Origin of the sequence: Salinisphaera sp. SPP-AMP-43, assembly GCF_049568105.1 — a bacterium.
Classification (GTDB): Bacteria; Pseudomonadota; Gammaproteobacteria; order Nevskiales; family Salinisphaeraceae; genus Salinisphaera.
The window spans coordinates 4,044,892-4,064,998 of sequence record NZ_CP145335.1 but is presented as its reverse complement, the minus strand read 5'-3'; the positions used below and the strand labels follow the sequence as shown (position 1 = coordinate 4,064,998).

The 20,107-nt window shown below is 63.4% G+C and carries 18 protein-coding genes and 1 pseudogene; 7 read left to right on the top strand and 12 right to left on the bottom strand.

Annotated elements, in window-relative coordinates; genetic code table 11:
* The first annotated feature begins 5 nt into the window (after nucleotides 1-5).
* Both V5738_RS17545 and V5738_RS17540 read left to right on the top strand, forming a co-directional pair.
* On the top strand, nucleotides 6-1,076 hold the full coding sequence (locus V5738_RS17545; protein WP_423822117.1) for a DUF4238 domain-containing protein: 1,071 nt from the start codon (nucleotides 6-8) through the stop codon (nucleotides 1,074-1,076).
* An 86-nt stretch (nucleotides 1,077-1,162) separates the two neighbouring features.
* The gene (locus V5738_RS17540) at nucleotides 1,163-1,978 is read left to right on the top strand and encodes a hypothetical protein (RefSeq protein WP_423822116.1); all 816 of its coding nucleotides are present in this window, start codon (nucleotides 1,163-1,165) and stop codon (nucleotides 1,976-1,978) included.
* Between the two features lie 16 nt (nucleotides 1,979-1,994).
* On the opposite strand, the pseudogene V5738_RS17535 reads toward V5738_RS17540, so the two are convergent.
* Nucleotides 1,995-2,171, bottom strand: a pseudogene (locus tag V5738_RS17535) (IS110 family transposase); the annotation flags it as partial.
* A 169-nt stretch (nucleotides 2,172-2,340) separates the two neighbouring features.
* A complete protein-coding gene (locus V5738_RS17530) occupies nucleotides 2,341-4,479 on the bottom strand; it encodes a S9 family peptidase (protein WP_423822114.1) in 2,139 nt (712 codons plus the stop codon).
* Between the two features lie 188 nt (nucleotides 4,480-4,667).
* On the opposite strand from V5738_RS17530, the gene V5738_RS17525 reads away from it, so the two are divergent.
* The gene (locus tag V5738_RS17525) at nucleotides 4,668-5,198 is read left to right on the top strand and encodes an O-acetyl-ADP-ribose deacetylase (RefSeq protein ID WP_423822113.1); all 531 of its coding nucleotides are present in this window, start codon (nucleotides 4,668-4,670) and stop codon (nucleotides 5,196-5,198) included.
* 74 nt (nucleotides 5,199-5,272) lie between these two features.
* Entirely contained in the window at nucleotides 5,273-5,770 is a 498-nt protein-coding gene (locus V5738_RS17520) for a DUF892 family protein (protein WP_423822111.1), read from the top strand.
* Nucleotides 5,771-6,723: 953 nt separating this feature from the next.
* On the opposite strand, the gene V5738_RS17515 is transcribed toward V5738_RS17520, so the two are convergent.
* Both V5738_RS17515 and V5738_RS17510 read right to left on the bottom strand, forming a co-directional pair.
* Nucleotides 6,724-7,245 carry a GNAT family N-acetyltransferase gene (locus tag V5738_RS17515; RefSeq protein ID WP_423822110.1) on the bottom strand — a complete coding sequence of 174 codons (522 nt, stop codon included), beginning with the start codon at nucleotides 7,243-7,245 and terminating at the stop codon, nucleotides 6,724-6,726.
* Nucleotides 7,245-7,637, bottom strand: a complete 393-nt coding sequence (locus V5738_RS17510; protein ID WP_423822109.1) for a DnaJ family domain-containing protein — start codon at nucleotides 7,635-7,637, stop codon at nucleotides 7,245-7,247. The genes V5738_RS17515 and V5738_RS17510 overlap by 1 nt, the downstream gene beginning before the upstream one ends.
* A gap of 213 nt (nucleotides 7,638-7,850) precedes the next feature.
* On the opposite strand from V5738_RS17510, the gene V5738_RS17505 reads away from it, so the two are divergent.
* Nucleotides 7,851-9,137 (top strand): alpha/beta fold hydrolase, encoded by a 1,287-nt coding sequence (locus V5738_RS17505; RefSeq protein ID WP_423822108.1) that lies wholly within the window; start codon nucleotides 7,851-7,853, stop codon nucleotides 9,135-9,137.
* 405 nt (nucleotides 9,138-9,542) lie between these two features.
* Here V5738_RS17505 and V5738_RS17500 read toward each other — a convergent pair whose 3' ends face one another.
* From V5738_RS17500 to V5738_RS17480, 5 genes are all read right to left on the bottom strand, one after another.
* Entirely contained in the window at nucleotides 9,543-10,631 is a 1,089-nt protein-coding gene (locus V5738_RS17500) for a PA0069 family radical SAM protein (RefSeq protein WP_423822107.1), read from the bottom strand.
* Between the two features lie 81 nt (nucleotides 10,632-10,712).
* Complete coding sequence (locus V5738_RS17495; protein WP_423822106.1) at nucleotides 10,713-12,140, bottom strand: extracellular solute-binding protein; 1,428 nt, start codon at nucleotides 12,138-12,140, stop codon at nucleotides 10,713-10,715.
* A 60-nt stretch (nucleotides 12,141-12,200) separates the two neighbouring features.
* The gene (locus tag V5738_RS17490; protein WP_423822105.1) at nucleotides 12,201-12,980 is read right to left on the bottom strand and encodes a glucose 1-dehydrogenase; all 780 of its coding nucleotides are present in this window, start codon (nucleotides 12,978-12,980) and stop codon (nucleotides 12,201-12,203) included.
* Entirely contained in the window at nucleotides 12,977-13,228 is a 252-nt protein-coding gene (locus V5738_RS17485) for a hypothetical protein (RefSeq protein WP_423822104.1), read from the bottom strand. The genes V5738_RS17490 and V5738_RS17485 overlap by 4 nt, the downstream gene beginning before the upstream one ends.
* A 22-nt stretch (nucleotides 13,229-13,250) precedes the next feature.
* Nucleotides 13,251-13,937 carry a class II aldolase/adducin family protein gene (locus tag V5738_RS17480; protein ID WP_423822103.1) on the bottom strand — a complete coding sequence of 229 codons (687 nt, stop codon included), beginning with the start codon at nucleotides 13,935-13,937 and terminating at the stop codon, nucleotides 13,251-13,253.
* 160 nt (nucleotides 13,938-14,097) lie between these two features.
* Between V5738_RS17480 and V5738_RS17475 the strand changes: the two genes are divergently transcribed.
* Nucleotides 14,098-15,519: a rhamnulokinase gene (locus V5738_RS17475; RefSeq protein WP_423822102.1), complete on the top strand. Its 1,422-nt coding sequence runs from the start codon at nucleotides 14,098-14,100 to the stop codon at nucleotides 15,517-15,519.
* 81 nt (nucleotides 15,520-15,600) lie between these two features.
* Nucleotides 15,601-16,431, top strand: a complete 831-nt coding sequence (locus V5738_RS17470; RefSeq protein WP_423822100.1) for a DeoR/GlpR family DNA-binding transcription regulator — start codon at nucleotides 15,601-15,603, stop codon at nucleotides 16,429-16,431.
* A 133-nt stretch (nucleotides 16,432-16,564) separates the two neighbouring features.
* Here the strand turns inward: V5738_RS17470 and V5738_RS17465 are convergent, their stop codons facing one another.
* The 3 genes from V5738_RS17465 to V5738_RS17455 are packed head-to-tail and all read right to left on the bottom strand — an operon-like array spanning nucleotide 16,565 to nucleotide 20,050.
* Nucleotides 16,565-17,524: an ABC transporter permease gene (locus V5738_RS17465; protein WP_423822098.1), complete on the bottom strand. Its 960-nt coding sequence runs from the start codon at nucleotides 17,522-17,524 to the stop codon at nucleotides 16,565-16,567.
* Between the two features lie 7 nt (nucleotides 17,525-17,531).
* Nucleotides 17,532-18,503 (bottom strand): ABC transporter permease, encoded by a 972-nt coding sequence (locus V5738_RS17460; RefSeq protein WP_423822096.1) that lies wholly within the window; start codon nucleotides 18,501-18,503, stop codon nucleotides 17,532-17,534.
* Nucleotides 18,503-20,050 (bottom strand): sugar ABC transporter ATP-binding protein, encoded by a 1,548-nt coding sequence (locus V5738_RS17455; RefSeq protein WP_423822095.1) that lies wholly within the window; start codon nucleotides 20,048-20,050, stop codon nucleotides 18,503-18,505. The genes V5738_RS17460 and V5738_RS17455 overlap by 1 nt, the downstream gene beginning before the upstream one ends.
* Nucleotides 20,051-20,107: the final 57 nt, after the last annotated feature.

The following is a 20,107-nucleotide window of genomic DNA, read 5'->3' as shown; positions in this document are numbered from 1 at the left end:
TTCCGGTGAGCAAGGCGTTAGGTGCCATGGCCGAGGGCTCTAATCAGCATTTTGTACCGCAGTTTTACTTCCGCTACTTTTCGAAGGATGGGCGCAGTATTAATGTAATCCTGCGAAAAGACGGCAAAGCAATTCGGAGCGCCTCGATTAAAGGGCAGGCGTCGCAACAATATTTTTACGGCGACTCATATGCTGAAAAACAGCTGGCCGCTGTGGATACGTTGCATTCCCAGGCGCTGAATGAAGTCAGATCTGCGGCTCGCTTCAATGACTGTAGCGTAGATGCGCAATTATGCTGTTATCAGAATGTGATGCTGCAACGAACAAGGACAGTTGCTGGAAGACTTTCGGGGCAGCCTATGGCAGACCGAATTATGCAGCTCCAGCTCGAGGTCTTGATAAACAATGACAACAATCTGACGGACGATCAACGTCATAAACTACTAGAAACAATCCCCGAGATGGGAGCAAATGAGAAGCAAGTACACGCCCTACATCTTGCAGAGGCGGTTCGCATCGCGGACACGCTATCCGATCTCGTGCCGATCTATCTCGAAAATAAAACAAATAGGCCGTATATATTCTCTGATGCGCCTGTGGTGTTTATTAATCTGATTTGCCGGAATATTATTAACCGAGGAGTGTTAGGCGCGGATTCCCAAGGATTAATGGTGTTTTATCCGCTCAGCCCGACTCGCATGCTAATGATGCTCGACGGGGACGCATACGGAATTAAGGGTAGATGTCATTCTGCGAAGGCGGTTCGCGACCTTCGTGATGTGGCCGCAATTAATAAGCTGCAGCTACATAGTGCAGTGAATTCTATCTATTTTTCATCCGAATCTCATGCTCGCTATGTTCAAGAGCTTTGGCGACAAGAAAAAGGTCGACTTTCGAAGCATGCTGGAATTGTCACGGAAGCGCCGGGTTTCGATCAAATCGGCGAGTCAATTGGCGATGTCATACATTCCTACCAACCACAGTTATCGTTCATGCCGAAGTTATCGTTCTTGCGCTATCAGGCAATTAGTGAGGAGCAGTATGCGCACCCACGTAGGCGAAGTTTTCGCGCCTAACGAATCGCTGCAGTGGACCGCCCAAAGCGCTGCCGCGCTTCGGGTTGCCTTCGCCCGCTCCGGCCACAACTGAGCTTCGGCGTTAGGTGGCAAAGGTCAAAAGCATCGTGATAGATCTCTGGAATCCAAATTCCTTTACTGTTGAGCTACAGCAAGCGCTCACAGCGGAATCACAGCTTATTTTCGACTATCACTCTGAAGTACGCAGATTGATGGACGAGCATCGCAATAGCTCACCGCATCAGAGCCTAAATTCAAATGGGTTTAATGCGGATTACCTGTGGTTTCAGGAGCACACGCTGACACCGATACTGGCAAAGACACGAATACGAGCATGGCACTATACGAGATTGTTGAATCATGAAGTAAAGGCGATGTGCCGAAGATTAGTGCTTTCGTCATTAGAGTTTTTACAAGAACGACTTCATGCCCTCGTGGCCATGGAGGTGCTGAGTCAGGAAGAAGCTGATGTGGTTCTGGAAGAAAGCCCCTTCCGGTCGCAAGGAGACATAAGATCTGGAAAGCTCTGGACTGTCACCGTCCCACTGCACTCCGGCGATGAACGCGTCTCGCCACTTCTCGGAAGCTGGGGTGGTGAGTCAGCGTATTTTGGGCTCTCGGATGAATCGCTGGCTGCGAAGCTGAATAGCCTGGGAGTGCCACGTATTCTCGAGATTGAGGTAGCGCTTTCAGACGATCTCAACGCTTTTAAAGCTTCAGGCACAGTTTTGAAAGCATGGGCCAAGAAGCTAGGTATATCCACGGTACCAAGCGGGTGCGATCTTGCAATTACGAATTGTCTTTCTACCGCTAAGCTCATGCGCGCCCACACTGAAGGCGAGAGTACCTTTGATGCGGTAGCCAATACCTATCCTGGAGGCGTGGGCGAGCTGATCACCTAACAAGCAGGTAGCGAGGTCAGATACCCTCTTGAAATTCAAGTCCCGCCATCGGTATTTCGGCCTTGAACGGCCGGCCTGACTTCACGACGCCGTAGATCAGATGCACGAGCTTTCGCATGCTCGCACCGACGATCGCCTTGGGTGCCAGGCCACGCTGTTCCAAGCGTTGGGCCAGCGCGATGATTACCGGGTTACGAGGCGTTGGGGTCAGGTCTAGTATTGGGCATAAGCGAGCTACGCTAGTTCTCGCTTTCGAACCCCGGCCGATTTAGGAAACCCTGCCAACGCCTCGCCTGCTCACTCCAATAAAAAACGCCCGCTATAAAGCGGGCGTTTTCTGATGCGCTGGCCGAAGAAGCGACTTAGTCGGTCGTCCCTTTAAGCTCCTTGAGCAGAAACGCAAAGATCAGCCCGGTTTCTTCTAGCGCGGCGAATCGGCCGGAGACGCCGCCGTGGCCGGCGGCCATATGGGTTTTAAGCAGCAGGGTGTTGGCGTCGGTTTTGGTGGTGCGCAGTTTGGCGACCCATTTGGCCGGTTCCCAATAGGTCACGCGCGGGTCGGAGACGCCGGCGATGACGAGCATGGCCGGGTAATCCTGGGCGGTGACGTTCTGGTAGGGGCAGTAGCTGCGGATGGTTTCGAACGCTTTGGCATCGTCGCGCGGGTTGCCCCATTCGGGCCACTCGGGCGGAGTGAGCGGCAGGCTGTCGTCCATCATAGTGTTGAGCACGTCCACGAAGGGCACGTCGGCGATCGCGGCGCCGAACAGCTCCGGGCGTTGGTTGACCACGGCGCCGACCAGCATGCCGCCGGCGCTGCCACCGTGGGCGGCGATCTGGCCGGCTGCGGTATAGCCGGTCTCGATGAGGTGCTCGGCGACGCGGATATAGTCGGCAAAGGTATTGGGCTTTTTCTCCAGCTTGCCTTCCTTGTACCAGCGATAGCCGCGTTCCTTGCCGCCGCGGATATGGGCGATGGCGTACACGAAGCCGCGGTCGATCAGCGAAAACCGGCTGGAGGAAAACGCGGCCGGTTCGGAAATGCCGTAGGCGCCGTAGCCGTGCAGCAGGCAAGGCGCGCTGCCGTCGAGCGGGGTGTCTTTATGGTGGGTGATGGTGATCGGGACGTGCTCGCCGTCCACGGTTTCGGCGGTCAGCCGCCGGACGGTGTACTGGCTCGGGTCGAAGCCGCTCGGCACCTGGCGCTGCTTACGCAGTACCCGCTCGCGGCTGGCCATGTCGTAGTCGAAGGTTTCGTCGGGCGTATGCGGGGCGCTGTAGAGAAAGCGCAGGCTGTGGGTGTTGAATTCATAGCCGGCCGACATGCCGAGCGAATAGGCTTCGTGCGGGAAGGCGATGGCATGGTCTTCGCCGCGTCGCTTGTCGGTGATGATGATGCGTGGCAGGGCATCGGCGCGTTCCATGCGAACGCGGAAGTCGGCGAATTCGACATGGTCGAGGATCAGCCGGCCTGGTTCGTGGGGCACGAGTTCCTGCCAGTGCTCGGCCTCGGGGCTGGCGATCGGCGCGCGCATGAGTTTGAAGTCCTCGGCGCCGTCGGCGTTGGTGAGGATCACGAAATGCTCGGCGCCGTCGTCGTCCACGCCGTATTCGCGTTCCGGCAGCCGTTCGGCGACCAGCCGCGGCTCGGCGGTCGGCTCGTCGGCTGGGATAAAGCGCACTTCGCTGGTCGCATGGTCGTGGGCATGGATCAGCAGATAGCGGGCGCTCTGGGTTTCGCCCAGGCCGACGAAAAAGCCGGGGTCGGATTCGGCATAGACCAGTTCGGCCGCGGTCGGTTCTTCGCCGAGGGCGAGCCGCCAGACCCGGCAGGGGCGGTGGTTGTCGTCGAGGGTGACGTAGAACAGCGTTTGGCTGTCGGCCGACCACAGCACATTGCCGGTGGTGTTATCGATCGGCGGCTGGATTTCGTCGCCGGTGACGATATCGCGCACGTGGATCGTATAGGCCTCGGAGCCGCGCTCGTCCAGCGAGAAGGCCAACTTGGCATGGTCCGGGCTGTGGTCGACCGAGCCCAGCGAGAAATAGACTTTGCCTTCGGCCTCGGCATCGCCGTCCAGCAGGATCTGTTCGTCGGTAAGCGGTTCGCCCGGTTCGGCCGAGCCGTCGGCGGCTCTCGGTGCCCGGCAGAAGATCGGATGCTGGCCGCCTTCGCGGAAACGCACGTAGTAGACCCAGTCGCCATCGGCGGTCGGCACGCTGGCATCGCGCTCGGCCATGCGGGCGCGCATTTCGGCGACCAGCGTCTTCTGTAGCCCGGCGGTATCGGCCATCACCGCCTCGGTATAGGTGTTTTCGGCCTCGAGATAGGCGCGAATATCGGCATCGAGCTGGTCTGGGTCGAGCATCGCCTCACGCCAGTTGGCATCGCGCAGCCAGGCATAGTCGTCGGTGAGCGTGACGCCGTGCACTGTTTTTTCGGTCGGCTGGCGGGCAGCGATCGGCGGCTGGGGGCGGCTGGCGTTGGCGGTTGCAGACATGCGGACCTTGTTCCTCGATTGAGAGCATCCAGTACAGGTTGTGCGGGGCGCTCGGCCTGGGTTCAAGATGCGTGCTGTTTATTGTGCGCCGTTCGCGCGGCTGCGACACGATAGCGGAAAACCGCTGGTCAGCGGCGGGGCAGCGCGCGATGATGGCGGCCAGCGAATTTCAGGTTTCGGAGCAGACCATGCAGCGACAGATCGGCGAGCTCGTCATCGAATGCGTGCACGGCGATATCACCCGGCAGGCGGATATCGACATCATCGTTAATGCCGCCAACAAACAGCTCAAGGGCGGCGGCGGCGTGGACGGCGCTATCAACCGCGCGGCCGGCCCGGAGCTGGTCAAGGCCAGCCGTGCGCTGGCGCCGATCGAGGCTGGCCAGGCGGTGATCACCGAGGCCTTCGAGCTGCCCAACGATTGGGTGGTGCACTGCGTAGGCCCGGTCTATTCCCAGAAACCGGAAGTGCCGAAGCAGTTGGCGGCCTGTTATCGCAATGCCCTGGCCCTGGCCGAGGACAAACAGGCGGGCTCGATCGCGTTTCCGGCGATCTCGGCCGGTATCTATGGCTACCCGCTGGACGAGGCCGGTGCGATCGCGGTCCAGACCGTAGCCGAACGCGCCCGCGAGGCAGTATCGATCGAGCATGTACGGTTCGTGCTGTTTTCCGAGGACGTGCTCGCGGCGTTTTCCGAGGCGTTGTCGGAACTCAGCTGATCGATAACGGTTGCACGTGGAACCGTTGTGCCCCAGTTCCTTGAGAGAGGCCAAGCGTATAACAGGAGCGAATCATGTCGGTAGATAACACTCGAAGCACGTTGATCAACTGGCTGCAGGAAGCCCATGCCATGGTCGAGCACGGCGAGACGATGATGTCCGGCCGCGCCGATGCGCTCGAGGCCTATCCCAAGCTGCGCGACAAGCTACGGGCGCACGTCGCCGAAACCCGCCACCACGGCGCGGATATCAAATCCGCGATCGAGCGGCTCGGCGCCCATACCTCGGCCGCTAAAGACATCGGCGGCAAGCTGTCGGCGCTGGGCCATTCCTGGGGCACACGCTTGTCCGGTGAAACGGCGGTACAAAGCGTGGCCGCCAGCCTGGCTTTCGAACATTTCGAAATCGCCAATTTCCGCGCCATGATCACAGCCGCCGACCAGGCCGGTGAGGCCGAAGTACGTGCCACGCTCGAATCGATCATGCGCGAGAACGAAGCCATGGCCCATTGGCTGTCCGAGAACCTGCTGGATACGACGCGGCAGTATCTCGCCAAAGCGCCTGCGGACTAGGGCGTGCTGCGGTTGCGGCCGGTGCTGCGTTGCCCCTAAATCGGGGCGGGCGCGGCGCGAGTCGCTGGTTCTGACGTGCTCTAAGCGTGCTCTGGGCGTGCTTTGGGCGTGCTTTGGGCGTGCTTTGGGCGTGCTTTGGGCGTGCTCCGATCAAGGCTCGTAACGCAGGCAACCGCGATTGGAGCACAACCCTTTGAAACAACGGCTGTTGGGCTGCAATCCAGGGTGGACGGGCGTCGCGCCGCGACGCTGCATTCGCCGCACCTCGGCTTGCAGCCCAACAGACCTCGGTGCGGATGCGCACGAAACCTCAACACTACCTAGGGCGCGTCGTCACGTACCGCTGCCGCAGCGGCGGTCTGTGTTGGCACGCCAAGGCATCGTGAGCGTGGCGTGGCCCAGCCAGGTGAGCGAACGCTAACACCAGGCGGCTGCGACAGAGCGGCAGGCCCGATGCAGGACGCCTGCCTATCGCGCTATGCGGGGCGTTGCAGGGCGTGAACCTGAGCCCGCTACCCGCGGCGGCCTGCGTCTTGCTTGACCCGATGGGCGGGCGTCACACGCTGGCGTAGCTCATCACGACACGCCCTAGCGCCGGGCACAGTAGGCTCGAGCGATTGTCTGCAAGACCGGGCGAAGGCTAGGCCAGGCGGGCTCGCGAGCTTGTAGCGCTCCGCTGCGGCGCGCTGTAATCGCGCTAAAGGCGGTTGATGCGTCGCGCGGGTAGGCGCTAGCCGTGGCTTCCAGCCGGATAGGACTAGGCGAACGTAGCCTGGTCGTCCGATGCGAGCAGGCTATGGCGCTTCAGGGGCGCCATGTCGTCGGGCGAGTAGCCCATCGGGCCGAGGCGCTACGGTGTGCCCCGGCCGAGGCCGGCGTCGATGCGGCGCCTCCGCCGGGCCTGACCCGGTTTGCAGGCGCCCGTATGGCGTGGTTGCGAAACCGCAGACAGCCTAGCGCTGCAGCGTGGCCACCGGCGCGGCCATGACATAGTCGTCCATCACATAGCCCTGGCCGATGTCTTTGATGTCTTCGTATTCGACTACGAAGCCGAGCCGCTGATAGGCGGTGATCGAATCGGCATTGTGTCGGTTGACGCGCAGACGCAGGGTATCGGCGCCGGCAGCAGCCGCCTGATCGGCTGCGCGCGCCACCAGCCGGCGGCCAACGCCGAGATTGCGGGCTTCGAGCAGAACATAGAGTTTGTCGAGCCAGGCCGTGCTCGGCTCGGCCGGATCGGGCGATACTGCAGCAAAGGCGATGAACCGATCGTCTCGCCGGGCCAGGGTAAAGCAGGTGCCTGCCGCCTGTTGTTCGGCCAGGACGGCCTCGTTGTAACCGCCGTCGAGCATGTAGCGCACCTGATCCTCGCCGATGATCGGGGTGTAGTGCTGATGCCAGATCACATGGGCCAAGGCAGCCAGTTCGGCATGCAGCAACGGCGTATCGGCCGCGATCAGTTCAATATCGTCCATCAAGAGTCGGGGTCGGCAAAGTGAGAGTCGGCGAGTTGTTGCCGGATGCGATCGCCATAGCCCTGATCGCGCAGCAGGGCACGGCCGCGTGGGCTCTCGGCCAGCCGGGTTTCGATCCAGCGGGCACGGCGGGTCAGGCGCTTGGCCTGGTCGGATTCTGGTAGGGCGCGCGCCAGTAGATCCTCGACTTCGCGCAGATCGCGTTGGGCCTGGATTTCCGGGGGCACGTAGCCGGCGTTTTTGAGCAGGCGATACCCGGCCCGTAGATGCGAAGGCACATCTTTGGCTGCGTCGGGCGGCAGCGGCCGACCGGCACCGGGCAAATCATCGAGCTCGCCGCGTTCGGCGGCGTCTTCGATATGGGCGTCGGCGAGGCGATCGAGCAGGCTCATGCGAAAAATTATACGCTGTTGGCTCAGACCTGTTGTTATGTCCCGGGCGCCGGCGCTTGTTTCAATAGTCTTGCGCGGTCGCCGATAGGCCGTAAAGCGCAGGCTTGGAATAGTGTGTTCATCCAGATCGTGGCGGGCGCGGTCGAGTCGGGCGGATTGCCCCCAGACCCTAGCCCCGGCGATAGCTGCCGAACGCAGGAGGATCGAGCGAGTATGGCGGAGTATCTTGCCCCGGCGCTAGAAGGCGCCGATATCGTCGATACGGTCGAGGCCAACGGCCTAGAGCTGGCCTATGAGCAGTTCGGCAGCGACGCCGATCCCGCGCTGTTGCTGATCATGGGGCTGGGCACCCAGCTCCTGGGCTGGCCGGATGCGTTTTGTCGGGCCCTGGCGGAGGCCGGCCTGCGAGTGATTCGCTTCGACAATCGCGATATCGGCCTATCGACCAAGCTACGCACCGCCAAAGGCTATGACACGGCCCATCAGGCGTTTTTCAAATCGGTAATGAATCGCCCGATCAGTACGGCCTATAGCCTGGATGATATGGCCACCGATACGCTCGGGCTGATGGATGCGCTGGATATCGATCGCGCCCATCTGGTGGGCGCCTCCATGGGCGGCATGATCGCCCAGCTGGTGGCCGGTGAGTATCCCGAGCGCGTGGCGAGCCTGACTTCGATCATGTCCAGCACCAGCGCCCGGAATCTGCCGCGCGGCAAGCTCAAGATTCTGCTGCGGCTGGCCAAAGCGCCGAAAAGCCGTGATCCGGACGTGATCGCGGCCCATATGGCCAAGACCATGCGCATGATCAGCAGCCCGCATATGGGCCGAACCCAGGCCGACTGGCAGGCCGAGCTGCGGCGTATGGTCGAGCGCAGCTATTACCCGGCCGGCACTGCGCGGCAGACGTTGGCGGTGCTGGCGGCCCGCTCGCGCGAGGATCTGCTGGGCGGTGTGCATTGCCCGGTCCTGGTGATCCACGGCAAGGCCGACCCCCTGTTGCCGGTCAAACACGGCCGGGCCACGGCGGCCGCGCTGCCTGAATGCCGCTACGAAGAAATTCCGGGCATGGGCCACGACCTGCCGCTGCGGTTGTTGCCGCGTTTCGTGGGTTGGATCAGCGCGCTCGCGCATCGGGCAGAGAACGCCCGCGTCGATGCGCCGGGCGCCGCTACGATGGCCAACGAGGCGGAGACGAGCCCCGACGAAGCGCTCGAGGTAGTGCCAGCGCCCAAAGAATCCGCGCGCCCACAGCCAACAAAGCCTGGCCCGGGGCGTACCGAGCCCTGGCTGGATGAGCCGAGCGCGGACGATGCGCTCGCGGGCGACAGGGCCGGACGGGGTTCTGCTCGAGTCGAGCCGAGCCTGGAAGAGCCGGCCCAGGAGGCGCCCGAGCGGCTGCCGCCGGATCAGGCCCGGTCGAGCGACGGCACGGTTGGCAACAACAAACGCATCGGCCCACTCGGCAAACTGTTCGAAAAACGCCGCTCGGGGCGGTAACGGCCTGGCGTATGCAGCGAACGCCGCGTTCGACTCGTCATGCGCACTGTTCAAGCTACGAATGATCGTGGCGTAACGTCGCCGGCCGAGAGCGGCGACGCCGCCGGCTGCGGGCGCTGGATTGCACGAATCGGCCGTGAGCGCTAGGGCCTATTGAGGTGTCGTCCGAGCGCCGTGTTGCCGCCCCAAGCTGGCGCGGCGCGCGTCGCCGGTTCTGGGGTGCCCCGATCAAGGCCCGTAACGCGGCCCGATGCGATTTGAGGCACAACCCTTCGAAACAACGGCTGTTGGGCCGCCATCCCGCACGGCCGCTCATTGACGTTGCGCCACGACGCCGCACTCGCGGCGCCTCGGCGTGCAGCCAAACAACTGTTGGCGCGGGCTTGCCGGCAGCCTCGGCAGGCGCTAGCCGAAGTCCAGGCCGAGCTGGTCGCCGGCCGCCGGTGGTACACGAAAGGCTTGGGTATCCAGCTCGAAACGCCGGCCGTTGAGGCCGGCCCGTTGGCAGGCCAGCGCGAAGCGCCGCGCGATCAGCTCGGCATAGGTGCCGGTGCCGGTCATGCGGCTGCCCCAGGCTGAGTCGTAGTCGGCGCCGTCGCGCATCTGGTTGATCAGGCTCATGACGTGGTCTGCCCGGTCGGGGTAGTGCTCGGCCAGCCATTCCCGAAACAGATGCTTGATTGCATGCGGCAGGCGCAGCAGCACATAGCCGGCCCGTGTGGCGCCGGCTTCGGCGGCGCGGGCGACCAGTGTTTCCAGCTCGGCATCGGTGATCATCGGAATGATGGGCGCGACCAGAACGCCGGTCGGCACGCCGGCCTCGGCCAGGGCCTCGATCGTGCGCAGCCGCTGGCTCGGTGAGGCGGCCCGCGGTTCTAGATGGCGCTTGAGGTCGCGATCGAGGCTGGTCAGGCTGACGAATACGCTGGCCAGATTGCGCCGGCCCATATCGGCGATCAGGTCCAGATCGCGATCGATATGCGCGCCTTTGGTAATGATCGAAACCGGCTGGTTGAAGCGCTGGGCGACTTCCAGAATCGAGCGTGTAATGCCCAGGTGCCGATCGTCCGGCTGGTAGGGATCGGTGTTCGCGCCCAGGGTGATCGCCTCGCAGCGATAGCGGCCATGCCGCAGTTCGGCTTCGAACAGCTCGGCGGCCTCGGGCTTGTAGTAGATCTCGGTCTCGAAATCCAGGCCGGCCGAATGATCGAGGTATTCGTGGGTCGGCCGGGCGAAGCAATAAATACAGCCGTGGGCACAGCCCTTATAGGGATTGATCGAGGCCGAAAACGGCACATCCGGCGAGTCGTTGCGCGAGATCACCCGGCGCGTCGGATCGCGGTGCAGATGGGTCGCCGGGGCGTCCTGGTCGTCGTCGAGGTGCTCGATCGTATCCCAGCCGTCATCGAAGTCCTCGCTGGCGGTAGCCGCGAAACGCGAGGCCGGGTTGCCCAAGGCGCCGCGGCCTTTGTGGTGTGTCGTACGATGCGCCATGTAGAAACTGTATGGATAGACAGTTTCTTTGGCAAGATGGCCGTGCCGGCGCCCCGCGAACGAGACGCCGGCGGGCGCCAGCTAGGCGCCGGTGGCGGCGTCGATCTGGGCCTTGGCGCGCTGCATGGCTTGCTTGGGCGAGTTCTGGCCGGCGAGCATTTTGGAGACCTCGGTATAGATGATCGTATCGACCTCGTTCCACATTGGGATCTTGGGCCGCAGGCCGATGTTTTCGGGTTTCCAGGCGTCGAGCACGGCGTTGGCGGTTAGCATATTGGGCATCTCGGAGGGCCGTTTTTCGGCGGCTTCGACCTGGGGCATGTCGTAGACCGAGCTGCGGGTCGGCGTGCCGCCGCCGACCTTGCTCTTGAGGTTGGCCAGCTGGGTCTTGGGTGCGGTGGCCCAGACCAAAAACAGCCAGGCGGCCTGTTGTTCTTGGTCGGAAATGCCGGCGTTAATGCCGATGCCGGTGCCGCCCCACATATTGGCACTGCGGGCCGGGCCTTTCGGCAGCCGGGCATAGCCGACCTTGCCAGCCAGCTCGGATCGTTCGATCGAGGAGGCGAATTCGTGCCAGTTCGCGGTCATGGCGAAGCGGCCGGCCTCGAAGGCGTTGTTCACCCCGGTCCAGTCCCAGCTGGTGCTGCCCGGGTCGGCGATCTTGAGCAGTTTGGCGTAGAACTCGGCAGCCTGGATCGCCTCGGGCTGATCGAGCATGCAGGGCCCGGGGGTCTCGCTGCCGATCAGGCCTAGATCCTCGCCCTTGAAATAATCGCCGCCATGGGCGAACAGCACGTTGGAAAAGTCGGCCATCAACGAGTCGTACTGTTTGGCTTGATGGCCGGTGCCGTAGCGTACTTCCTTGGCGTTATCGCCGAACCACTGGGCGATTTCGTAGTATTGCTGCCAGGTCGAATCGTCGGACGGCGTTGGATCGTAGCCGAGATCGGCCTGCATCCGGTCGTGGTATTTCTCGAACAGATCGCGCCGATACATCCAGATCATGGTCGGTGTGTCGTAGGGCAGGGCGTAGAGCGCGTCGTCGTCGAGAAAGCGTCCGCCGGCCTCGAGCTGGGTCGGGATGAAATCGGCGATCCCCTTGGGCACAGCCGGCAGGTTGTTGTCGTCCATGAACCGGTTCAGGTCCACGAAGCCGTTATGGTAGGGCGCCAAGACCTGATAGGGATCGGCATAGATGATGTGGTAGCTGCCGCGGCCTGAGGCAAAGTCGAGGGCGACTTTCTGTACCAGGGCACCGAGTTCCATCTGCGAGATGTTGATCTCGATGCCGGTGAGTTCGGTAAAGGCGCGATGGTCGGCCGCGATCGCCGAGGTCGGCGGGGTGTTTTCGGAAATAAAGTTCAGTCGGGTGCCCTGAAACTGTTGCCATAGTGCGTCGCGATTGGCGGCCAGCGCCTGGCTGAGCCAACCCTGGCTGAGAACGGCAGCGCCGGCGGCACTGCCGGCTGCGGTCTTGAGCAGAGTCCGACGCGTGATTCGATCTTTCATGGTCTCCTCCGGGCGCCTCGCGGCGTCGTTTTATGGTTTTTTAGTGCGGCATGGGCCTCCTCATGCCGCGGTATAGCCACCGTCGATAGAAAACACGGCGCCGGTGACGAAGCTGGCGGCATCCGAGGCCAGGTATACGGCCAGGCCGCCCAGTTCCTGGGGCTCGCCAGGGCGGCCCATCGGCGTCATGTTCATCCAGCGATCGATCATCGGCCCGCCTTCGTCGAAGAAAGGCCGCGTGATTTCGGTTTTCATATAGCCGGGCGCGATAGCGTTGACGCGCACGCCGCGATCGGCCCATTCCACGGCCAGGCTCTTGGTGAGCATGATCACCCCGGCCTTGGCCGAGTTGTAGGCCGACTGGGGCTGGGGGACGTTGGCGATCAGCCCCGACATAGAGGATGTATTCACGATCGAGCCGGCGCCGTGATCCAGCATATGTCGGCCGATCTCGCGCGACAGCAGATAGACCGCGTTGAGATCGATATCCACGACCCGCTTCCAGGCGTCGTAGTGGTCGGATTCGGAGGGCGCGTGGTGGGCGATGCCGGCGTTGTTGAACAGGATATGGATCTGGCCGTGATCGGCGATGATCCGGGCCGCGATATCGACCACGGCCGCCTCGTCGGTCAGATCCACGCCGTAGGCGCTCGCCCGGCCGGGATATTCGGCATCCAGACGCTCGGCGGCTGCCCGGGCTTTGTTGGCATCGATATCCACGATGACCAGATGGGCGCCGGCCGACATCAAGGCTTCGCCCATCGCCAGGCCGAGCCCCTGGGCGCCGCCGGTGACGATCGCTACGCGCTGATCCAGACGAAATTGCTCGAAGATATTCATGAGGTCACCGTTGGGCGGGTATCCGTGGCCGCGGTCGTCGGGATCACCGGGCCTTTGAGGTCGGCGGGCTGGTCGGCATCGCCCCAGAACATGGCCGCCCCGGACCCGTATTTCATGTCGCTGGCGCAGATGCCACGGGCCGCGGTCTGGGCCACGACTTCACGGCTGCGAGCCGCGGGTACGTCGACGGCTTCTAGGCGATAGTCATAGGCGCCGCGATTGCCCGCGGCCTGCATGCTGTGAGTCATGAAAAGCTCCACGGCGGCGGGTCTAGCGGCCGTCCACGAACGGATGGCGGCCAGGCAGTTTGAAACGGGTCTTGCGCAGCTCGATCAGCTTGTCGATCTCGGCCTGGCTGAATTCCTGGGCGCCGCCATACTGCGAGGCCAGATAGACGACTTTGGCGTAGTAATCCAGGGCCTCCATCTTGAAATGCGCGTTGTTGAGATCGGCGCCGTAGGACAGAGCGCCGTGGTTTTCTAGCAACAGGGCGTCGTGGGTGGCCAGATATTCGGTAGTCGAATTGGGCAGATCCATCGTCGAAGGCGTGCCATAGGGCGCGATCGGCACTTCGCCGAGCAGAATCGTCGACTCGGGCATCACCTGCTGAACCAAGGGCTTGCCGCAGATGGCATGGACCGTGGCATACAGCGGATGGGCATGGACCACGGCGTTGATGTCCGGGCGGTGCTGGTAGACATGCAGATGCATGCGGATCTCCGACGAGGGCCGAGTGCCGCCATCGACCACCAGTTCGCCCTCGTTGTCGATCACGCAGATCATGTCCGGGGTCATGAAGCCCTTGGAGACGCCGGTTGGCGAACACAGCAGCCGGTCGTCATCGAGTCGGACCGAAATATTGCCGTCGTTGGCTGCCCCCATCTCCCGTTGGTATAGACGCTGGCCCACGGCACAGATCTGTTCTCTCAAGGCCTGTTCGGTACTGGATGGCGCCATGGGGGTCTCCTTGGGCAGGTGATGATAAAGCTGTTTTTGATTTGGGTATGAAAACAGAAAACAAGCCAAAACAACACAAAAACAGATGATACTTTTGTTTATGTTGCGGGCCACCCGCGCGACGCCTAAGGTCGATACCGGGTTCACGACACAGCATTCCATGTCTCGGCTCGATTCCTATACGTTTTCGGCCCCTGCAGGGCCGGTCTCCTGTCTGGCTTTCGATTTCGGCGCCGGCAGCGGCCGGGCTATGCTGGCGCGGCTCGAGGCCGGCCAGCTGTCGATGGCCGAGGTACACCGTTTCGATACCGCGACCTGCACCTACGACGGGCAACTATGCTGGGATATGAATGCGCTCCGGACCGGCCTGGAAGACGGCCTGGCGCGGGCGCTTGAGCATGGCCCGCTGCATGCGGTCGGGGTCGATAGCTGGGGCGTAGACTTCGGTCTGCTCGATGGCCGCGGCGAGTTGGTCATGCCGCCATTGCACTATCGCAACGGCCATGGCCGCGGCGGGCTGGATCAGGGCAGGCTGTCGCTGGCGGCCATGCACCGTCGGACCGGGGCCCAACGTATGGATATCAACACTGTCTACCAGCTGTTGGCCGTGGCGCAGCGCTGGCCTGAGCAGCTCGATCAGGCGGATACGATGTTGATGATGGCCGACCTGCTGGCTGCGCATCTATCCGGCACCTACCAGGCGGAGTACACGCTCGCCAGCACCAGCGGGCTGTTCGATCTGGCCCGCGGCGACTGGGATCGTGAACTGGTCGCCGAATTGGGCCTGCCGGAGCGGATTCTGCCGCCGGTGGTTCGGGCCGGCACGGTCTGTGGTCCGGTACGGGCCGAACTGATGCCCGATGCGACCCATGGCACTGCGGTCGTGGCCGTCGGCTCGCACGACACGGCCAGCGCGGTCGCGGGTCTGAAATTGGCGCCGGACGAGGCGTTTCTGATCCTGGGGTCGTGGTCGCTGCTCGGGGTAGAAAACGATGCACCGGTATTCGATGAACGCACCTTGGCCCACGGGTTCGGTAACGAAGGCGGGGTCTGCGATACCCAGCGGCTGATCACCAATATCAACGGCCTGTATCTGATCCAGATGCTGCGCGATGCCTGGCATCGGCACCACGGGCTATGGCTGGACTATGCGGAAATCGCTGAAGCCGCGCGGGCCGTATCGCTCGCCGAGGAGGTGCAGATCGAGCCCAACGACGAACGTTTTTTCGCCCCCGACGACATGATCGCTGCGATCGATGATGTCCTGGCCGAGCGCGGCCAGGCCAAGCCCGAGGGCCTGGGCGAATATGCGCTGCTGATCTATCGCGGTCTGGCGGCCCAGATCGCCGACAAGATCGCGGTGTTGGAGACCGTGTTCGAGCGCCCGGTCGCGGCGATCCGGGTCAGCGGGGGCGGCAGCCAGGATGCGTTGCTGTGCGACAGCATCGAGCGCGCGACGGGCAAACCGCTGCGCCACGGCGCTATCGAGGCTTCGGCCTATGGCAACGTGCTGATGCAGCTCAAGGGCCTGGGCGTTGTCGATAGCCTGGCTTCGGCTCGGGCGCTGCTGCCCGAGGCCTAGCCGCCGGTTGTAGCCCGCAGCGGTGAACTAGGGCCGACGGACCGGAGCCGGTACGCACGGCTGGCCCGACACCGGGCTTAGATGGCCCGTTATACTCAGGGTTTTACCGGTCCGTCGGCGCGTCTGTCCGGCGGAGCGGTACGACCGAGCCGAGCCATGCTGCCCGCCGAGAGAAAACAGAAGACCCTCGACGTCCTGCTGACCAACGGCAAGGTCGGGGTTGCCGAACTGGCCGAGCGTTTCAACGTCACGCGCGAAACGGTGCGTCGCGATCTCGAAAAGTTGGAGGCCGAGGGCGTACTGGAGCGCACCCACGGCGGGGCGGTGGCGATCGTCGAACGCGATCAAGATCTGCCCTATCTGACCCGTGAATCCTTCCATCGCCCAGCCAAACAACAGATCGCGCACAAGGCCGCCCAGCTGGTCGACGAGGGCAATGCCCTTATGCTCGATTCCAGTTCTACGGTGTTCGAGATGCTGCCGGCGCTGTCCGGCCGGGCCGATCTGCAGTTGATCAGCAACTCGCTGCGGCTGGCTGCGGCCGGGGCCGAAAGCGAGCATGCATTGATCACGGTCGGCGGTGAGCTGCGCAAGAAATCGCTGGCCTTCGTGGGCGGCTTGGCCGAGGAATCGCTGGCCCGCTTCAACGTGGACTGGGCGTTGATTGGCTGCAAGGCCCTGCATGCCGAGACCGGCGTGCTCGAATCCAACCTCGCCGAAGCCCAGATCAAGCGCGTGATGATGGCCCATGCGCGCCAGGTGGCACTGCTGGTCCATCACACCAAGTTTGATCGCTCGGCTTTGGTTCAGATCGCAGAGCTGGCGCGGGTCGACGTGGTGATTACCGATGAAGCGCCGTCGCCGGTCTGGCAGAGCCGGCTGGCCAATCTAGGGGTGCGGCTGGTCTATTGAGACGTGGCACCGGGGGCGCGAGCCCGCGCCCCCGGTGTCGAAGGCGCATATCCTGGCGGCTGGTCGGCCGCCAGCCGCGGTGGTTTCTTTGTCTCGCGGCCCCGCCAGGCGTCTTTCGCGGCCACGGTGGGGCTTACGTGGCGGCTTCCCGGCGGCTGCGCAGATGCAGCATCAGGTTCTGCATCAGCACCGAGGCGATCAGAATCAACCCGATCAGGCCGGACTGGTAGACCGCGTTGAGGTTATTGAAGCTCAGGCCATAGTTGACCAGGGCGATCACCATGGTGGCCAGGGCGGTACCGAGCACCGAGCCTTTGCCGCCGAAGATCGACGAGCCACCCAGCACTACGATCGCGATACTGATCAGGTTGTCCACCGCTCCGGCATCCGGTCGGGCTGTGGTCAGGCGCGAGGCGTTGATCGCCCCGGCAAGCGCGGCCAGCCCGCCGGCGATCACGAAGGTGGCGATCTGGACCCGGCCGATGCGGATGCCGGTCAACCGGGCAGCCAGGGCATTGGTGCCGGTTAGATGCACCAGGCGGCCGAAACGGGTGCGCCACTGCACAATCGCCAGCACCACGAGCAGCGGCAGATAGATGACCAGGATCTGTAGCGGCACGGTCCAGATCTCGCCCTGGCCGAGTACCGCAAAGCCTTCGGGGAAGCCGCTGACGTCGATGCCGCCGGTGATCACCAGCGCCACGCCGTTGAAGGCGAACATGGTCGCGAGCGTCACGATGATCGCCGGCACCCGCAGCCAGACCGTGGCCAGGCCGTTGATCAGCCCGCAGACCAGGCCAACGCCGAGCCCGAGGGCGACCGCGACCGGCCAGGGCACTCCGGCGACCATGGCCAGACCCATGGTCACCTGGGCCAGGGCGAAGATCGCGCCTACCGACAGGTCGATACCGCCGGCGTTGATCACGAACGTCTGGCCGAGCGCGATGATGCCGATCTCCACGGCCAATATGCCCATGGCGAACAGATTGTTCACGCTCCAGATGCCGGGGGCGCCGATGGTCACCCCGATCAGGGTGATGACGCTGATGACGATGAGTACCGGCGCCCGGCCGGTCCAGTCGATGCGATTCATGGGCCCCTCAATCCTGGCTGCGTCGCACGGTGGCCGAGCCGACCGACAGGAGAATGATCACGCCGAGCACCACGCCCGACCAGAATGGTTGGATATGCAGCAGTACGACGCCGTTCTGCACCAGGCCGACCAGGATCGCGCCGAGCAGGGTGCCGAGCAGCGAGCCGCGGCCGCCGGTGAGTTCGGTGCCGCCGAGCACCACTGCGGCGATCACGGTCAGTTCGAAGCCGGTGCCGGTGGTGGTCTGAACCATCGGGCTATGGCCGAGGCTCATGAGGGCGGCGATGCCGACCAGCACCCCGGTCAGGGTGTAGGCAGCCAGCTTGATGCGCTCGACCGGGATGCCGTTGAGCCGGGCGGCGTTTTCATTGTTGCCGATGGCGAAGATATGCCGGCCACGCGGTAGCCGGGCAAGAAAGACCATGCAGACCGCCAGCACGACCAGCGCGATCCAGACCGCGACTGGAATACCCAGCGGCTGGGTGAGCACCAGGGTTTCGGTGACCGTGGGCGGGATCATGGTGATCCAGTGGTTGCCGAGAAACAGGAAAGCCGCAGCGCGGTAGACGCTGAGCGTGCCGAGCGTGGCGATCACCGGCGGCACCCGGCCGTAGGTGATCAGGGCGCCGTTGATGAAGCCGAGGAGTGCGCCGGCGATCAGGAACACCGGGGTGGCTGCGGCCAGGCCCAGCCCGTATTCGAAGGCGGTGCCGCCGGCCACCGCCACCAGCCCGAGCATAGAGCCGACCGAGACATCGATGCCGCCAGTGACGATGATCACGGTCATGCCGACCGCGGGCACCAGGGTAATCGCGGTGCTGATCATCAGATTGGTCAGGTTCGAGGCGGCCCAGAAATTACCCTGAGAGCCGATCGAGACTCCGGCGGTGATCACGATCACGCCGAGCACCAGCAGTAGTTCGCGGATCGAAACGTTGGCCAGGGCCGGCCAGCGTGCAGTCATGGACTTGCCAGCCATCAGGCGTTCTCCTCGGCAGGTTCGGTTGCCTGGACAGGTTCGGCACTGTCCGAGCCGATCGCGGCAGCCAAGACGGTTTCGGCGGAAAACGGGGCCTGCTCGAAGGTTTCGGCGACTCTGCCTTCGCGCATGACGATGATGCGGTCGGCCACGGCCAGCACTTCATCCAGATCCGAGGAGATCACCGCGACCGCCATGCCGCGGTCGGCCAGGTGGCGGATGAAGCGATGGATTTCTTCTTTGGCGCCGATATCGATGCCGCGGGTGGGTTCGTCGAGAATCAGTGCCTTGAGCGGCAGATTCGCCCAGCGCGAGAACAGGCCTTTTTGTTGGTTGCCACCGGACAGCGCGCCGATCGCGGTCTCGGCGTTGGGCGCCTTGATGTTGTAGTGCGACATCAGATCGGTGGTGAAGCGGCGCATGCCGGCCAGATCGAGCAGATCCAGAGTCTTGGAAAAACCGGGCAGGGCGTTCGAGGTCAGATTCTGTTCCAGCGACTTGTCGAGAAACACGCCCTGGAACTGGCGATCCTCGGGCAGATAGCCGAGGCCGAGAGCGATCGCATCGGCCGGGTGGTTGGGATCGATGGTCTCGCCGTCCAGGCGGACTGTGCCGGCGCTCGGGCGCCGATGCCCGTACAGCGCCAGGGCGGCTTCGGAGCGGCCGGAGCCGACCAGCCCATATAGGCCGGTGATACAGCCGGCGGGAATCTGCCAGTCGATGGCGTGACAGTGGCCATCGACGGATAGGCCTTCTACTTCGAGCATCGGCGGGCGCGGGCCGGCGTCGCTGGGCTCGCTGCTTGCCCGGGCGTGGCCGGCACTGCTGCCGCCGGTCATCAACGACAGCATTTGGTCGGTCGAGATCTCGTCGATCGCATAGGTGCCGCGGCGCTCGCCGTTGGTCAGCACGGTCACCTCGTCGGCGATCTGGTGGATTTCTTCCATACGATGGGTGATATAGACGATCGCGGTACCGGCCTCGCGCAGCTCGCCGATGATCTGGAACAGCCGGGCGGTCTCTTCGCGGGACAGGATCGAGGTCGGCTCGTCGAAGATCAGCAGTCGGGTTTCGCGCAGCAGGGCCTGGGTGATCAGCACCAGCTGCTGGTAGCCGATCGACAGGCTCGACATGCGCCGCGACAGAATCGATGGTTCCAGGCGCAGCCGCTCCAGCAGCGGCGTGGCCGCGCGCCGCATCGCGCGCTTGTCCAGCATGCCGGCAGAACCTTTCAGCTCCTGACCCATGAACAGATTTTCTAGCACCGTCATGTGCGGATAGACGGTCGGCTCCTGATAGACCGCAGCAATACCCAGATCCTGGGCGCGTTTCGGTGTATCGATGGTCACGGTCTGATCGTCGACCCGGATCTCGCCGGTGGTAGGCGTGATCGCGCCGGTCAGGATCTTGATCAGGGTCGACTTGCCAGCGCCGTTTTCGCCGAGCAAGGCATGCACGCGGCCGGACTCGAAACGAATGTCGATATTCTCGAGCGCGCGTACGCCGCCGAAGCGCTTGCCAACGCCGACGAGTTCGAACGAAGCCATGGACGTTTCCTCGCGAGTCGGGCTGGCGCGGCACCTGCCGGGCCAGCCTCGGTTGGG

Bases quoted from the DNA above. Each gene is read 5' to 3' on its own strand.
- V5738_RS17470 (WP_423822100.1), top strand. From the start codon at position 15,601: ATGGCCCGTTATACTCAGGGTTTTACCGGTCCGTCGGCGCGTCTGTCC.
- V5738_RS17500 (WP_423822107.1), bottom strand. From the start codon at position 10,631: ATGGCGCATCGTACGACACACCACAAAGGCCGCGGCGCCTTGGGCAAC.
- V5738_RS17515 (WP_423822110.1), bottom strand. From the start codon at position 7,245: ATGGACGATATTGAACTGATCGCGGCCGATACGCCGTTGCTGCATGCC.
- V5738_RS17490 (WP_423822105.1), bottom strand. From the start codon at position 12,980: ATGAATATCTTCGAGCAATTTCGTCTGGATCAGCGCGTAGCGATCGTC.
- V5738_RS17525 (WP_423822113.1), top strand. From the start codon at position 4,668: ATGCAGCGACAGATCGGCGAGCTCGTCATCGAATGCGTGCACGGCGAT.
- V5738_RS17485 (WP_423822104.1), bottom strand. From the start codon at position 13,228: ATGACTCACAGCATGCAGGCCGCGGGCAATCGCGGCGCCTATGACTAT.
- V5738_RS17510 (WP_423822109.1), bottom strand. From the start codon at position 7,637: ATGAGCCTGCTCGATCGCCTCGCCGACGCCCATATCGAAGACGCCGCC.
- V5738_RS17465 (WP_423822098.1), bottom strand. From the start codon at position 17,524: ATGAATCGCATCGACTGGACCGGCCGGGCGCCGGTACTCATCGTCATC.
- V5738_RS17455 (WP_423822095.1), bottom strand. From the start codon at position 20,050: ATGGCTTCGTTCGAACTCGTCGGCGTTGGCAAGCGCTTCGGCGGCGTA.
- V5738_RS17505 (WP_423822108.1), top strand. From the start codon at position 7,851: ATGGCGGAGTATCTTGCCCCGGCGCTAGAAGGCGCCGATATCGTCGAT.
- V5738_RS17520 (WP_423822111.1), top strand. From the start codon at position 5,273: ATGTCGGTAGATAACACTCGAAGCACGTTGATCAACTGGCTGCAGGAA.
- V5738_RS17480 (WP_423822103.1), bottom strand. From the start codon at position 13,937: ATGGCGCCATCCAGTACCGAACAGGCCTTGAGAGAACAGATCTGTGCC.
- V5738_RS17460 (WP_423822096.1), bottom strand. From the start codon at position 18,503: ATGGCTGGCAAGTCCATGACTGCACGCTGGCCGGCCCTGGCCAACGTT.
- V5738_RS17475 (WP_423822102.1), top strand. From the start codon at position 14,098: ATGTCTCGGCTCGATTCCTATACGTTTTCGGCCCCTGCAGGGCCGGTC.
- V5738_RS17530 (WP_423822114.1), bottom strand. From the start codon at position 4,479: ATGTCTGCAACCGCCAACGCCAGCCGCCCCCAGCCGCCGATCGCTGCC.
- V5738_RS17495 (WP_423822106.1), bottom strand. From the start codon at position 12,140: ATGAAAGATCGAATCACGCGTCGGACTCTGCTCAAGACCGCAGCCGGC.